Here is a 13454-nt window from a genome sequence, read left to right on the forward strand (position 1 = left end):
TCCCACAGGGAGTGGGGTTTGCTCGTTAAATCATCGCCCAGCGCGATAGCGTAGAAGCAACTGTGTGCCAAAAATCTGAATGCCGGCGCGGTCCTTGTGGGAGCGGGTTCACCCGCGAATAATTGCAGTAGTGCATTATTCGCGGGTAACCCCGCCCCACAGGGTGCACCGTCAGGCCAACTCTTCGGCCTGACCCTCGCGCACAACCGCCTTCACCTCATCCAGCCGGCTGATGTACTTCCAGTCGGCCTCGTCGATGTAGATGCCATTGGGGCCGCTGCCCCCTTCCAGGTCAATCGCCACCCGTGCCGACACCTGCGGCTTCACGCTCGCCAGAATTGGCACGAAGCCCAGCTGCAGGCTGGTTTCCAGTAGGGCTGCCTGGTTGCGTTCGTCGATGTCGGCAGCTTCGTCCAGGTAGTACGGCAGACGAATGCGGCCGGCCAGGTCGCGGTCCATCAGGTGCAGCAACAGGTACATGTTGGTCAGCGCCTTGATGGTCATGGTGGTGCCGTTGGACGCCGCGCCGTCGATGTCGGCGTGGATCACCGGCTGGCCATTGACCTTGGTGATCTCGAACGCCAGTTCGAACAGGTCCTTGAGCCCCAGTTGATTGTGGTTGGCCGCCACCAGCCGGGCCAGGTATTCCTTGGCCTCTTCGTTCTTGTTGTCCTGCTCGGCGCTTTGCGTCAGGTCGAACACCGAGAGGGTCTCGCCTTCTTCGTACTGGCCGGCGCTGTGGATGATCTGGTCGATGTGCTTGAGGGCCTCCTTGTTGGGCGCCAGCACCACCCGGAAGCTTTCCAGGTTGGACACCTGGCGCCGGTTGATCTCGCGGTTGAACAAGGCCAGCTGGTGTTCCAGGCTGTCGTAGTCGCTGCGGATGTTGCGCAAGGTGCGGGCGATATCAGTAACCGCTGCGCGGCGAGCCTTGGCCAGGGTCAGCGCCTCGTCGGTGCGGTGGGCATAGGCGTTCACCAGCAGTTGCAGGCGGCGCTCCATGTCGTCCTCGCTGTCGAACTTGGCCACGCCCTTCAAGCGTACCTGGGCGTACAGCGCCTCGATCTGGTTGTCCACGCGCTGTAAAGCCTGCCAGCTGTCCTGGTAGTCGTTGAGCAGCGGCAGCAGGTTGTCCATCGAGTCATCGACGGCTTCCATGAACGGCGTGCCGTAGGGCAGGTCGGCAGGCAGCAGCTGGCGGCGGCGCAGGGCGTCGTCGAGCGTGCGTTGCTGGGACTCCAGGTCGCCGATCTGGCGGCCGACCAGTTGCAGCTTGGCAGACAGTTGCTGGACGCGCTCGGTGAAGGCGTCGCTGGAGCGCTTGAGCTCATCCTGGGCGGCTTCCAGCTGCGACAGCTGCTCCAGCTTCTCGGGTTCCTCGGCGGCCAGGGTCTGGCTGCGGCGGAAGTCTTCCAGCGCCTTCTGGGCGTCGAGCACCTGCTGGTACAGGGCCTCTGTCTGCGCCTTGGAGGCGGAGCGGTCGGCGCTGACGGCCTGCTGGGTCTTCAGCTGCCGCAGCTCCTTGTCCAGGCGCTCTTTCTGGTCGCGCAATGCAGCGCGGTCGGCCAACGCCTGAAGCGCAGGCGGGTCGATGTGGGTGAGGTCGATGGAAAGGCCAGGGGCCTCGAAGCGCTCGCCCTTGAAACCGTCGAGCACCGCTTCCAGCGATTTGACCCACAGGTCGCTGTCGTCCAGCTCGATGCCGCGCTCGCCCAGCGGCAGGCTGAACAGGGCGCCGTTGAACAGGCGCATCAGGCGGTCGACGTCCTGCTGCGAAAACTCTTCGCGCAGGCGGGCATAGCTGTTGTTGTCGGCGTGGTCCAGCTGCTGCCTGACTTGTTTCAGGCGTTTTTCCAGGTCGCGTACGCGCTCGTCCAGGTCTTCGGCACTGAACTGGCGAGACTGGGCCAGGGCACCGGCCAGCTCGTCGTGGGCGTCCTTGGCCGCCAGCAGTTGCTGTTCCAGCACCTTGACGTCGTCGACCAGGGCAAAGCGGTGGCGCAGCACCGACAGCTCACCCAGCCAGCGCTGGATGCCGGTGATTTCCCGCTCCAGGCGCATCAGCTCTTGGGTGCCGCCGCGCTGGTCGTTCTGCAGGCGGTCCTGCTCGCCGCGGTAGTGCTCGGCCTGGATGACCAGCTCTTCCTTGCGCGCCATGGCGTATTCCTGCCAGGTGCCCAGCAGGGTGTCAAGCACCGGCGAAATGCGGTGCAGCTTGCCGCGCAGGATGTCGCGCTGGGCCACGCCACCGGCCAGGGCTTCCACCAGGGGGCCGGCGGCGACCAGGGCGTTGTAGTCCTGCTCCATGCGGCGCACGTCGCGGAAGGCTTCCTCGCACGCGGCAATGTAGTCGACGCTGCCGGAGCGCAGGCTGTGTTCGAAGGCATCCAGGAACAGCTGCTTGAGCTTGGCTGCGGTGATCTCGCGCATGTGCAGCAGGTTGATGAACAGGGCGCGGAACGTTTTCAGGCTCTGCTCGCTGGTGGAGCGCAGCGGGATCAGGGTGAGGTCCAGCGGTATCGAGGTGTGGCCGCCGACCAGCAGCCGGCGCAGCTCGTCGGGCTTCACCTCGTAGGCCTTGATGCCCAGGCGTTCAAGGTTGGTGAACAGCTCTTTCTGGCGCAGGCAGGTGTCGTTCTTCTGGTAGTGGGCCAGGTCCAGCTCGCCTTTGTAGGCGAAGAACTGGTGACCGAAGCCGCCGCCCGGGCCACGGCCGACAACGCCGATCACGTGGGTGCCGTGGGGCAGGCTCAGCTCGCAAAGAATGTACGAGGTGTCACTGGCGAAGTAGAAGCGGCGCGACTGCTCAAGGCTGTACTTGCCGAAGCTCATGTCCGACATGCGCGCCAGAATGGGGAACTGCAGGGCGTTGATCGACGCCGACTTGCCCAGGTTGTTGGCGCCATACACCGACAGTGGGTGTTCCAGCGGGAACAGGCCGAGGCTGTAGCCCGCCGTGTTGAGCAGTGCGAAGCGGCGGATACCGTAGCGTTCCTGGCTCATGCGTCAATCTCCTGTTGCTCTTCGCGAATGGCCCGCGCCAAGGCCTGCTCCTCGCTTTCCTCGCCCTCGAAGGGGCTGAGGTCCAGCGGGTCGTCGGTGCGGTTGAGTGCTTCGGGGCTTTCTTCCTCGACCAGGGTCGGGGTCGGCAGGGGCAGGTCGCTGTGCAGGGTGGCTGCCAGGTCGCGGTCCTGCTGCACGGCCAGGCACACATCGAGAAAACGGTGCATGGGTGGCAGAAAGCGGTAGATGCCGCCTTCTTCGTGGGCAAAGCCGAGCTGGGTCATGCGCCGCAGGATCTTCTCCTCCAGCTCGTCCACCGTCTGTACCTCGGCCTGCAGAAACAGGTCGCGGTACTTGTCCAGCAGCGAGGGCAGCTCGTCACGGCCTAGGCTGCCGCCGTCCAGCACGGCCATCGGGTCGCGGCCTTGGTCGGCCAGGTGCTCGACCAGGATGAAGGTGAACAGCGACAGGCGCTGGGCGGTCTTGTTCACCTGCGCCGCAGCCATGTCCGGCACGAAGTAGTAGAAACCGCGGGTATCGCACACCAGCTCGAAGCCCAGGGCCTTGAACAGGGTGCGGTACTGGTCCTGGAAGTTCGACAACTGGGCGTACAGCTCGGGATCGCGGCGGCTGACGTGAAAACCTTTGAACAGCTCGCGGAAGATCGGCGCGAGCTGGGACAGTTCGGAAAGATCAAGATGCATGGGCTGGGCTCGCGTTGGTATCGGTAGGCGCTGTGGTGGCGTCTTCGCGGCTGGAGGTCAGGGCGAACGAGCGCAGGCTGACCCGGTGTTCATGGGTGGTGTAGTCACGGCGGTCCAGGCGTTGGCGCTTGAAGCGCTTCTCCCGCGAGAGGCGCGAGAACCAGTACAGCAGCTCGTCGGTCGCGCCCTCGGGCTCCTGCTCCAGCAGCCACACCATCAGGTCGGGCAGTGGTAGCGCCTGTTCGCAGCGATCGGTCATTTCCTTGACCGTACGCGGTGCACGGGGCAGGGCGCCGGAGGAAGGCTTGTGGGCCTTGGGGAAACGCGCCGGTTTAGGCTCGAAGCGGGCCAGGGCATAGACATAGGCCTCCACCTGGCTGGCACTGCCCAGGAAGGTGCTCTGCGGCCGGGTGAACAGTGGCATAGCGGCTTGCGGCAGGGCGTCCAGGCCCTTGCGGCGGATCACCGACAGTGCCAGTGCCGCGCCCCGGGTCACGGCGTTGTGCCGGCGCGCCTCTTCACGCAGCGGCAGCAGCAGCTCGCGGGCGTGGCGCAGGGTGAGCTGGGCGCTGGTTTGCATTTCCAGGATGCGCGCGTGGGTGCGCAGCAGCATGTCGTCGTCGACCAGGTGCCCCAGGCGCGCCTGTTCGCCCAGCAGCTTCAGCAGCACGGTTTCTACCTTGCGCACGCCCTGCTCGAAGGCGCCGTCGGCGTTCACCAGCTGGATCATGGGCTCGACGTATTCGTCCCAGGTAGCCAGTACTTCGGCGTAGCGCTGACGCAGGGGGATCTGGCGGTTGCTGGTTTTGGCCCGCTCGGCCACGGCCACCAGGGCCTGCTCGTCATTGTCGAGCTTCTTCAGCACATCGCGCACGCGCATGTCGAGCAGGCGCAGCTGGCGCGCCAGGTCGTCGCTGTCACGGTTGTCGAAGGCATCCTGGATGTGCCCGGCCAGGCGCTCCAGGTGGCGCAGGTAGGCTTCGATTTCCAGGCACAGGCCCAGCCGGTGCTCGCGGCGCAGGTAAGCCAGGAAGTCGTGGATCTGGGCGTTGAGCTCGAAGCGGTTGGGGCTCTTGGCCACCGGCACCAGAATATCCAGGCGGATCCACACATCGAGCAGCTGGGTGATGTCCTGCGGGGTGCTTTCGACCTGCTGGCGGGCCACGTGGTGGCGCAGCTCCACCAGGCTCAGGGTGCCCTGGTCGAAGCGCTCGCACAGCGGCTCGATCAAGGCCCAGTGTTCGGCTAGGGCGCGCAGGACGCGCTTGGGTTCGATCATTGGCTTGGGCTCGTTGCCAAGAAAAAGGGGGCGATTGTACTGCATCCGGGGCCTGGGGTTTTACCCCTTGGTCTGTAATGGGGTGTGTATGTCTCGGTTTTAGTGGCGCCTGGCAGATCGAGCGGCGCGCGGTCTGATGGGCGCTGCAAAAACGACGCCGTACACGTTAGAATGCGCAACCGCCTTCACCCCTCGGATACCCGCCCTTGCTCACCGAACCCCGTCGTCGCGCCTACCTTTCCGCCATGCAAGTGGTGCATTGGTTGCCGCGCGCCGAACTGCCGTTCGCTGCGCCGTCGCGGCCCGAACTGTTGCTGCCGGTCATGCCGGTCGAAGACATCGACTTCGACGCAAGGCCGGCCCCACCGGGTGAGCAGGCACCTGTCATCGTCCAGGCCCGTGTTGCCGAGCGGCCAAAAATAGAGGTTCCACGCCCGGGCACCAGCAAACCCGCCGCCAAGCCCAGCGAGCCCGAGGCGCAACCCGCAGCGCCCCGCGCAGCCCCTGTGCCGCCACCGCGCTTCTCGCTGCAGTTGCTGCGCGCCGGCAGTTGCCTGCTGCTGGTTGAACTTGCTACCGGCCAGCCGTTCCAGAGCCGCGACCCCTCCTACCTGCTGCTCAAGGACATGCTGCGCGCAGCCGGCCTGCCCGATGCCCCGCAGATCATCGGCGAGCCGGTACGCTGGCCGCTGCTGGTGCGCGGCAACATGGACCAGGGCCCCGAAGCCGCACGGGATTTCGTCCAGAGCTTCGTCCAGGCGCGGCTGGAAGACGCCCCCTGCACCTGCCTGTGGCTGGTCGGGCTGCCCGCGCTGCGTTTTGCCGCCAATGCCGACGAGCAGGCCTATTACCAAACCCTCCCGCTCGGCGGCCTGGGCGATGCCTGGGCCTTGCCGGGCCTTGAACTGTTGATGGACGAGCCGCAGCGCAAGGCGGACGTCTGGAAAGCCATGCGCCAGCTGATGGCGCGCTGGAAGCACGTTGAATGAGTGACTCGATCAGTTTCCGCCCCATGACCGAGGCGGATCTGGATGCCGTGCTGAAAATCGAATACGCCGCATTCAGCCACCCCTGGACCCGGGGGATTTTTCTGGATGCGCTCAAATCGTATGAAGTGTGGCTGATGTTCGACGGCCAGCAGCAGGTGGGTCATGGCGTGATCAACGTGATCATCGACGAAGCGCACCTGCTCAACATCACCGTCAAGCCGGAGAACCAGGGCCGGGGCCTGGGCTTGCGGCTGCTTGAACACCTGATGGCCCGCGCCTACCAGCTCAACGGCCGGGAGTGTTTCCTGGAGGTACGCGCCAGCAACCCGGCCTATCGCTTGTACGAGCGCTTCGGTTTCAACGAAATCGGCCGCCGGCGCGACTACTATCCAGTGGCGGGCGGTCGTGAAGATGCCCTGGTGATGGCCTGCACGCTGCTCGAAGACTGAGCCCGCGCCGGCCACTGTTGCAGGCAGGGGAGGGCGGAGTGAACATACGGTTGCTGATGGTGGGCCTGCTGGCGGCGAGTGTAGCCCAGGCTGATACACGAGATGTGTGGATGTTCGCCCAGTGGGCGGGCGACCACCCGACGCGGCCGTTTCGGGAAATGCTGGTAGATGCCCGCCTTTATGGGGTGGTGCCCATTCACCAGTTGCTGCGTTCTGCTTCCGACTGGCAGCCCTGCCGCGCCGCGCCCTTTGCCGTACCCCCTCCAGGCAACTGGCCTGCAGTGCGTTCAACCCTCTCCCTGCTCAAGGCCCTGAATGTTCAAGGCATCCTGCCGGCCTTCGAAGTGGTATCGGCCTATCGCGACCCAGGCCTGAACCGCTGTGCCGGCGGTGCTCCTGGCAGCGCTCACACCCGGGCCTTTGCGGTGGATATTCTGCTGCCGCCCGCGGCCAACCCCGGCCCGCTGTGCCAGTTCTGGCAGCAGCACGGTCAGGCGTGGAACATGGGCCTGGGCCGCTACCCAAGCGGCCGCATTCACCTGGACACCGCCGGTTACCGCACCTGGGGTGGGGACGGCAGTGCGGGTTCATCGTTTTGCACCAAGCCCAGGTGAGCCAGGCAACCCTGGCATTGCTCGGTCACCCACTGGGCGAAGCGCTGGCGTTTACCGCCGTCATCGAGGCGGTGGTTGCTCAGCAGGTAATAGGCAGAGCCGTCCGGCACAAAGCCAAACGGTGACTGCAACTGCCCGCTGTCCAGTTCGTCACGCACCATCAATGCCGAGGCCATGGCCATGCCCAGCCCGGCACCCGCTGCCTGAATCGACAGGTAGAAATGCTCGAAATCGCCGCGTTCGCCGGGGCAGGGCGGTTGGCCGTTCAGGTGCAGCCATGTGCCCCAGGCGTCGGGGCGGGTGGCGCTGTGCAGTAGGCGCTGGCCCTCCACCTTCAACGGCGCGCCAGGGCGGCACACCGGGCCGATCCACTCATCGCAGATTTTTTGCTGGTACAGATGGCTGGGCCAGCGGAAGTCGTCGCGGCGGATCGCCAGGTCGACGCCGGTGCGTGCGAAGTCCAGCGGCCCGCCAGCAGCCACCAGTTGCAGTTGCAGGTCTGGATGGGTCGCGTGCAGGCGGGGCAGCCGAGGGATCAGCCAGCGCATGGCGATAGTCGGCTCGCAGGACACGACCAACGTGACATCGTCGTGGCGGGTGAGCTGCTGCACGGCGGTTTCCAGCTGCTCGAAGACCGCCCGGGTGGTGGCGTGCAGGGCGCGGCCTGCCGGGGTCAGGAAAATCGCCCGGTTGCGGCGCTCGAACAGCGTTATGCCCAGGCTTTCCTCCAGCAGGCGTACCTGGCGGCTGACGGCGCCGTGGGTAACGTGCAGTTGTTCGGCTGCGCGCACGAAGTTTTGCGTGCGGGCTGCGATGTCGAAATAGCGCAGGGTATTGAGGGGAGGCAGGATCATGGCGCTGGTGCTTTAAACAAGAAATCTGTGACTTAAACTAGCAGATAACCTCAACTATAAATCGATTTTCCCCAGCCCCAGAGCCCATGAGAATAGCCCTTTCCGTGCATTTTCATCACTCATCTGGAGCTCTCCCGTGGCTGAACTCATCGCTGTCGCCCTGTTCACCCTGCTTGCCGTCGTCAGCCCAGGGGCTGATTTCGCCATGGTCACCCGCAGCAGCTATGCCCAGGGCCGGATGGCCGGGCTGGCGGCGGCAATGGGCATTGCGCTGGGGGTGCAGGTGCACGTGCTGTATACCGTCTTCGGTATCGCAGTGCTCATCAGCCAAAGTCCCACCCTGTTTCTGATCATGAAGGCGCTAGGCGCCGGCTACCTGATCTACCTGGGTTACCGGTCATTTACCAACATACAGCGCATCAACCTCGACCAACCTGCCGCCACGGCCGGCAGCCTGTTGCAGGCGCTGCGCACAGGTTTCCTCACCAACTGCCTCAACCCCAAAACCATGCTGTTCGTGATCAGTGCCTTCAGCCAGGTTGTACAACCTGGCAGCCCACTGTGGCTGAACTTCGCCTACGGCGCCTTCATGTCGGTGGCGCATTGGGCGTGGTTCAGCCTGGTGGCAGTGTTCTTCTCAAGCCCGGTGCTGCGCAGGGCGATGATCGAGCGGCAACGGATGGCTGACCGGGTGATCGGGGTGGCGCTGATGGGTTTGGGGGTAGCTGTCGCGGTGAGTGGGGTGGGGTTGCGGTAAAGCCTTTGGCAGACATGAATAGACTGCAATGCCGCAACCGCCCATATATCAATGCTTGCCAAAGCATTTCAGGTATCTACAATGAAGATACTTTATGGAGGTGCTTATGGAAGTGAAAGTTCAGCAATGGGGCAATAGCGCAGCGATTCGTCTGCCAGCTGCGGTGCTCAAGCTCATGAATTTGGTCAGCGGTGACGTTCTCAAGCTTGATGTGTCTGCTGAGGGCATGACGCTGAAACCGGCGAAAGCCAAGCCTCATTACCAATTGGCCGATCTGATGAAGCAATGTGATTTGTCTGCCCCGGAGCCGGCAGAGCTTGCCGCTTGGAATGCGATGCCACCGGTGGGGCGTGAAGCGTGAGAAGAGCAAAATTCAATCGTGGTGACATTGTGCGCGTGAACCTCAACCCCACCGAGGGACGAGAACAACAAGGCGACTATCGCCCAGCGCTGGTGCTTACGCCTGCGGCTTACAATGCAACCGGGTTGGCGGTGATCGCGCCGATCACTCAGGGTGGCGACTTCGCTCGTTACGCCGGCTTTGCCGTCACTTTGAGTGGCAGCGGCGCTGAGACGCAAGGTGTGGTGCTGTGCAATCAGATTCGTACTGTCGACCTTGAGGCTCGCAGCGCCAAACGCATAGAAGCAGTGCCTGAGGTTGTAATGGACGACGTGCTGGCCCGGGTTCAGGCACTGTTTGAGTAATCAGACGAGCTCAGCTGAAGCTTGAAACAAACGTCAGAAACAAGAAAGCCCGCACAAGGCGGGCTTTTCAGGTTGCTTCGTAAACTGTCATTGACAGGCCGAAGCAGGATTTGGTGGCTACACAGGGACTTGAACCCCGGACCCCAGCATTATGAATGCTATGCTCTAACCAACTGAGCTATGTAGCCGATGGCGCGCATTATTCTCTTGAACGCCTCCCCTGTCAACACTCCTTTCAAAAAAATTTGCACGCTTTCAAAAACTTAGCAGCCAGTGCCGGTTCAGCGCACTATCAGCCACCCAGGGAGCCCTTGAAGCGTCAGGTGTTGCGGGCCCGCCACTTGGGCCAGGCTTTCTGCCGGGCGATCAAGGTTGAAATTGCCGCTCACCCGCTGTTGCGCCGCTTGCTCATCCAGTAGCAACAGGCGCCGGCCCTGGTAACCCGCGAGGCGCGCCAGCACTTCGTCCAGCGGGGCGTCTTTGGCGACCAGATGGCCGTTGCGCCAGCTGTCGGCGGTTTTCAGGTCAGCTTTCTGCACCTGGCCGATGTGGGTGTCATCGAAGCTCACCCGTTCACCAGCCGCGACCAGGCGTTGATCACCGCCTTGGGTAACCATGGCCTTGCCGTTGAACACCGTCAGCTCATCGTGCCCGGCCAAGCGGGCGATTTGCAGGCGGGTGCCGAGCACTTCCACACGTGCCTGGCCAACCTCCACCTGCATGGCCCGCCCGTCCAGCATCACCTCCAGCAACACCTGGCCCTGCACCAACTGCAATTGACGGGTGCGGCTGCGCAGGTCCACGTTCATCGCTGTGGCGCTGTCCAGGTGCAGGGCAGTGCCATCGGCGAGGCGTGTGCTACGGCGCTCACCAGCTTCGGTGTGCAATTCGCTGCCAAGGCGCTGTAACAGCGGCCAATACAGGCATGCAGCAATCGCCAGGCCGAGCAGAAACACCAACGCCAGCCATTTGCCCAAATGCCCGTGACGCACCTGCACCAGTTGCGGGCGAGGGCGGGCTGCTGGTGGCTGCACGCGTTGCAACACCGCCTGCAACTCGGCATACGCCTGTGCGTTTTGTGGCACCTGGCACCATGCAGCGAAGGCGTGTTGAAGGGGTTGATCGCACCCAGGCTGGCGCAGCAGTGCAAACCATTGCATGGCTTCATCATGTGGGTCGGGCTGCAACTGCTGGGCGGGCATCGGGCGCATGGACAGGGCTGCTCAAGAGAGGGGCGCGGGCGCCCGACGTTGACAGGGGCAAGGGCAAAAGATGCTAATTATATTGAGAACCATTTACAAGTGCATCGCGACGAGGGGAAAAAAAGGTAGCTATGTATCTATTTGTTTCCCGATAATCGGAGCCCAGCATTCCGACGGAGATCCAGGCCATGGCCACCCCCAGCGCCACCCCGGCGTCCACCCCAGCCCCGGCGAGCAACGCCACGCCGCTGGTGATGCGCATCATCGGCTTCTGCGCCCTGGCGCACCTGATCAACGACCTGATCCAGTCGGTGCTGCCGGCCATCTACCCGATGCTCAAGGCCAATTACAACTTGAGCTTCGCCCAGATCGGCATGATTACCCTCACGTTCCAGATCACCGCCTCCCTGCTGCAGCCCTGGGTGGGCTTCTTCACTGACCGCAAACCCAACCCCAACCTGCTGCCCATGGGCACTGTGTGCACGCTGATCGGCATCGTGATGCTGGCATTCGTTGGCAGTTTCCCGATGATCCTGCTGGCTTCTGCCCTGGTGGGCATCGGGTCTTCCACCTTCCACCCGGAAACCTCGCGCATTGCGCGCCTGGCGTCCGGGGGGCGGTTTGGCCTGGCCCAGTCGACCTTCCAGGTGGGCGGTAACACGGGTTCTGCCCTGGGCCCGCTGCTGGCTGCCGCCATTGTCATACCCTTCGGGCAGACCCACGTGGCGTGGTTCGGCGTCGCCGCGCTGTTCTTCCTGGGCGTCACCCTGATGCTGCGCCGCTGGTACACCGAGCACCTCAACCAGGCCAAGGCCCGCAAGGCGGTGCAGGCCACCCATGGCATTTCCCGCGGGCGGGTGGTTGCAGCGCTGGTGGTGCTCGGCCTGCTGGTGTTCTCCAAGTACTTCTACATGGCCAGCTTCACCAGCTACTTCACCTTCTACCTGATCGAGAAGTTCGGGGTATCGGTGGCCAGCTCGCAACTGCACCTGTTCCTGTTCCTGGGCGCGGTGGCGGCGGGTACGTTCTTCGGCGGCCCTATTGGCGACCGCATCGGGCGCAAGGCCGTGATCTGGTTCTCGATCCTGGGCGTGGCGCCGTTCACCCTGGCGCTGCCTTACGCCGACCTGTTCTGGACCACCGTGCTGAGTGTGGTGATCGGCTTTATCCTGGCCTCGGCATTCTCCGCCATCGTGGTCTACGCGCAGGAACTGGTACCCGGCAGTGTGGGCATGATCGCCGGCATCTTCTTCGGCCTGATGTTCGGCTTCGGCGGCATCGGGGCGGCGCTGCTGGGGTATGTGGCTGACCTGCGCGGTATCGAGTATGTGTACGGGCTGTGCTCGTTCCTGCCGCTGTTCGGGGTACTGGCGATCCTGTTGCCCAGCACCGGCAAGCGCTGATGGTAGGGGGCTGCGTTGCAGCCCCTTCGCTGCGGCAAGGCCTGCGGGCAATTGACGGTATTGCCTGCGGTGGCCTAGAGTGCCGCCTCTTCCTGTCACCTCTGCGTAGTGGCCCCAGCAATGCGCCGTTTCCTGTCCCTGCCCGGCACCCGTCAGCCAGCCCTTGAGGGCCTGCGCCGCGCGTGGCCGAGTGACACGGTGCTCAAACGCCGGCGCAGCGTGCTGTTTGCCTTCACCTTCTCGCCACACCTGAACTGATCTGCGTTTGCGCATCGCCCGCCGCCCTGGTGGGCGAGCCTGTGTGTGCACGTCTTATCGGTTTGCGAGGAGTGGTACATGAACATGCGTTTGCTGGCGGGCCTGCTGTTCGCCGTTTCGGTGGTGGGTTTCAGCCTGGGGGCCACACTGCCGCTGGTGTCGTTGCGCCTGCACGAGGCCGGTGCCGGGACCCTGGAAATCGGCGTCATTTCGGCTATCCCGGCGGCGGGGATGATGCTCTCGGCGTTTCTGGTCGATGCCTGTTGCCGGCACCTCAGCCGGCGCAACCTTTACCTGCTGTGCTTCAGCCTGTGCACCGTCAGCATCGCCCTCCTCGAGCCTGCGTTCGGCTCGCTGTGGATGCTGGCGCTGCTGCGCCTGGGGCTCGGGCTTGGGATGGGGATCGCCATCATTCTGGGCGAATCCTGGGTCAACGAGCTGTGCCCCGACCACAACCGCGGCAAGATCATGGCCCTTTACGCCACCAGTTTCACCGGCTTCCAGGTATTGGGCCCGGCCATGCTCGCAGTGGTGGGCGCTGGCAGCCCGTGGATAACCGGTGTGGTCACCGCCTGCTATGGCCTGGCACTGCTGTGCATCCTGTTCACTGTGCCCAATGATTACGTGGCCCATGAAGAGGGCGACAAGAGTTTCGGCCTGGCCGGGTTCTTCCGGGTGGCGCCGGCCTTGTGCGTGGCCGTGCTGTTCTTCTCGTTCTTCGATGCGGTGGTGTTGTCGCTGCTGCCGGTGTATGCCACCAGCCACGGCTTTGCCGTGGGCGTGGCGGCGCTGATGGTGACGGTCGTGTTTGCCGGCGACATGCTGTTCCAGCTGCCACTGGGCTGGCTGGCCGATCGCGTGGAACGTACCGGCCTGCATCTGTTGTGCGGGCTGGTGGCGATGGCCATCGGTATTGGCCTGCCCTGGTTGCTCAACATGGCCTGGCTGCTGTGGCCGTTGCTGGCGCTGCTGGGGGCGGTTGCGGGAGGGATCTACACCCTGGCGCTGGTGCTGATCGGGCAACGGTTCAAGGGGCAGGACCTGGTCACCGCCAATGCCAGCGTCGGGCTGCTGTGGGGGGTAGGCAGCCTGGTGGGGCCGTTGGTCAGTGGTGCGGCCATGGATGTGGCGCCCCATGGCCTGCCCATGGCGCTGGCGCTTATGGCCGGGTTGTTCGTGTGCTTTGCCAGGCAGGCATACCGGCGGGCAGGGCAGGTGTCGGCGGTTGCCGACTGAC

14 protein-coding genes and 1 tRNA gene are annotated in these 13454 nt (G+C 64.0%); 9 read left to right on the forward strand and 6 right to left on the reverse strand.

Annotated elements, in window-relative coordinates; translation table 11 throughout:
* Positions 1-171 precede the first annotated feature (171 nt).
* From mksF to mksB, 3 genes are read right to left on the reverse strand one after another with little or no spacing between them, the layout of a single operon-like run.
* On the reverse strand, positions 172-3003 hold the full coding sequence (gene mksF / locus PPA02S_RS18265) for an Mks condensin complex protein MksF (protein WP_028631718.1): 2832 nt from the start codon (positions 3001-3003) through the stop codon (positions 172-174).
* On the reverse strand, positions 3000-3707 hold the full coding sequence (gene mksE, locus PPA02S_RS18270; RefSeq protein WP_028631717.1) for an Mks condensin complex protein MksE: 708 nt from the start codon (positions 3705-3707) through the stop codon (positions 3000-3002). Before mksE ends, mksF begins: the two co-directional genes overlap by 4 nt.
* Entirely contained in the window at positions 3697-4986 is a 1290-nt protein-coding gene (mksB, locus tag PPA02S_RS18275) for an Mks condensin complex protein MksB (RefSeq protein ID WP_028631716.1), read from the reverse strand. Before mksB ends, mksE begins: the two co-directional genes overlap by 11 nt.
* A gap of 206 nt (positions 4987-5192) precedes the next feature.
* Between mksB and PPA02S_RS18280 the strand changes: the two genes are divergently transcribed.
* The 3 genes from PPA02S_RS18280 to PPA02S_RS18290 are packed head-to-tail and all read left to right on the forward strand — an operon-like array spanning position 5193 to position 7038.
* A complete protein-coding gene (locus PPA02S_RS18280) occupies positions 5193-5975 on the forward strand; it encodes a hypothetical protein (protein WP_028631715.1) in 783 nt (260 codons plus the stop codon).
* Positions 5972-6424 (forward strand): ribosomal protein S18-alanine N-acetyltransferase, encoded by a 453-nt coding sequence (gene rimI / locus PPA02S_RS18285; RefSeq protein ID WP_028631714.1) that lies wholly within the window; start codon positions 5972-5974, stop codon positions 6422-6424. Before PPA02S_RS18280 ends, rimI begins: the two co-directional genes overlap by 4 nt.
* A gap of 56 nt (positions 6425-6480) precedes the next feature.
* A complete protein-coding gene (locus tag PPA02S_RS18290) occupies positions 6481-7038 on the forward strand; it encodes a D-Ala-D-Ala carboxypeptidase family metallohydrolase (RefSeq protein ID WP_042141842.1) in 558 nt (185 codons plus the stop codon).
* On the opposite strand, the gene PPA02S_RS18295 is transcribed toward PPA02S_RS18290, so the two are convergent.
* Positions 6978-7892 (reverse strand): LysR substrate-binding domain-containing protein, encoded by a 915-nt coding sequence (locus PPA02S_RS18295; RefSeq protein WP_028631712.1) that lies wholly within the window; start codon positions 7890-7892, stop codon positions 6978-6980. The two genes, PPA02S_RS18290 and PPA02S_RS18295, sit on opposite strands and share 61 nt — an antisense overlap.
* Positions 7893-8028: 136 nt before the next feature.
* Here PPA02S_RS18295 and PPA02S_RS18300 point away from each other — a divergent pair, with 136 nt between their 5' ends.
* From PPA02S_RS18300 to PPA02S_RS18310, 3 genes are all read left to right on the forward strand, one after another.
* Entirely contained in the window at positions 8029-8649 is a 621-nt protein-coding gene (locus PPA02S_RS18300; protein WP_028631711.1) for a LysE family translocator, read from the forward strand.
* A 106-nt stretch (positions 8650-8755) separates the two neighbouring features.
* Positions 8756-9010: an AbrB/MazE/SpoVT family DNA-binding domain-containing protein gene (locus tag PPA02S_RS18305; protein WP_028631710.1), complete on the forward strand. Its 255-nt coding sequence runs from the start codon at positions 8756-8758 to the stop codon at positions 9008-9010.
* Positions 9007-9354 carry a type II toxin-antitoxin system ChpB family toxin gene (locus PPA02S_RS18310; RefSeq protein ID WP_028631709.1) on the forward strand — a complete coding sequence of 116 codons (348 nt, stop codon included), beginning with the start codon at positions 9007-9009 and terminating at the stop codon, positions 9352-9354. The genes PPA02S_RS18305 and PPA02S_RS18310 overlap by 4 nt, the downstream gene beginning before the upstream one ends.
* Positions 9355-9465: 111 nt before the next feature.
* On the opposite strand, the gene PPA02S_RS18315 is transcribed toward PPA02S_RS18310, so the two are convergent.
* Positions 9466-9542, reverse strand: a tRNA-Met gene (locus PPA02S_RS18315).
* 93 nt (positions 9543-9635) lie between these two features.
* Positions 9636-10556 (reverse strand): FecR family protein, encoded by a 921-nt coding sequence (locus PPA02S_RS18320; protein ID WP_033727899.1) that lies wholly within the window; start codon positions 10554-10556, stop codon positions 9636-9638.
* 188 nt (positions 10557-10744) lie between these two features.
* Between PPA02S_RS18320 and PPA02S_RS18325 the strand changes: the two genes are divergently transcribed.
* From PPA02S_RS18325 to PPA02S_RS18330, 3 genes are all read left to right on the forward strand, one after another.
* On the forward strand, positions 10745-11959 hold the full coding sequence (locus PPA02S_RS18325; protein WP_028631707.1) for an MFS transporter: 1215 nt from the start codon (positions 10745-10747) through the stop codon (positions 11957-11959).
* A 120-nt stretch (positions 11960-12079) separates the two neighbouring features.
* The gene (locus PPA02S_RS23215; protein ID WP_169338804.1) at positions 12080-12217 is read left to right on the forward strand and encodes a hypothetical protein; all 138 of its coding nucleotides are present in this window, start codon (positions 12080-12082) and stop codon (positions 12215-12217) included.
* A 78-nt stretch (positions 12218-12295) separates the two neighbouring features.
* The gene (locus PPA02S_RS18330) at positions 12296-13453 is read left to right on the forward strand and encodes an MFS transporter (protein ID WP_028631706.1); all 1158 of its coding nucleotides are present in this window, start codon (positions 12296-12298) and stop codon (positions 13451-13453) included.
* The last annotated feature ends 1 nt before the right edge of the window (position 13454 follow it).

The organism is Pseudomonas parafulva NBRC 16636 = DSM 17004 (genome assembly GCF_000730645.1).
GTDB lineage: Bacteria > Pseudomonadota > Gammaproteobacteria > Pseudomonadales > Pseudomonadaceae > Aquipseudomonas > Aquipseudomonas parafulva.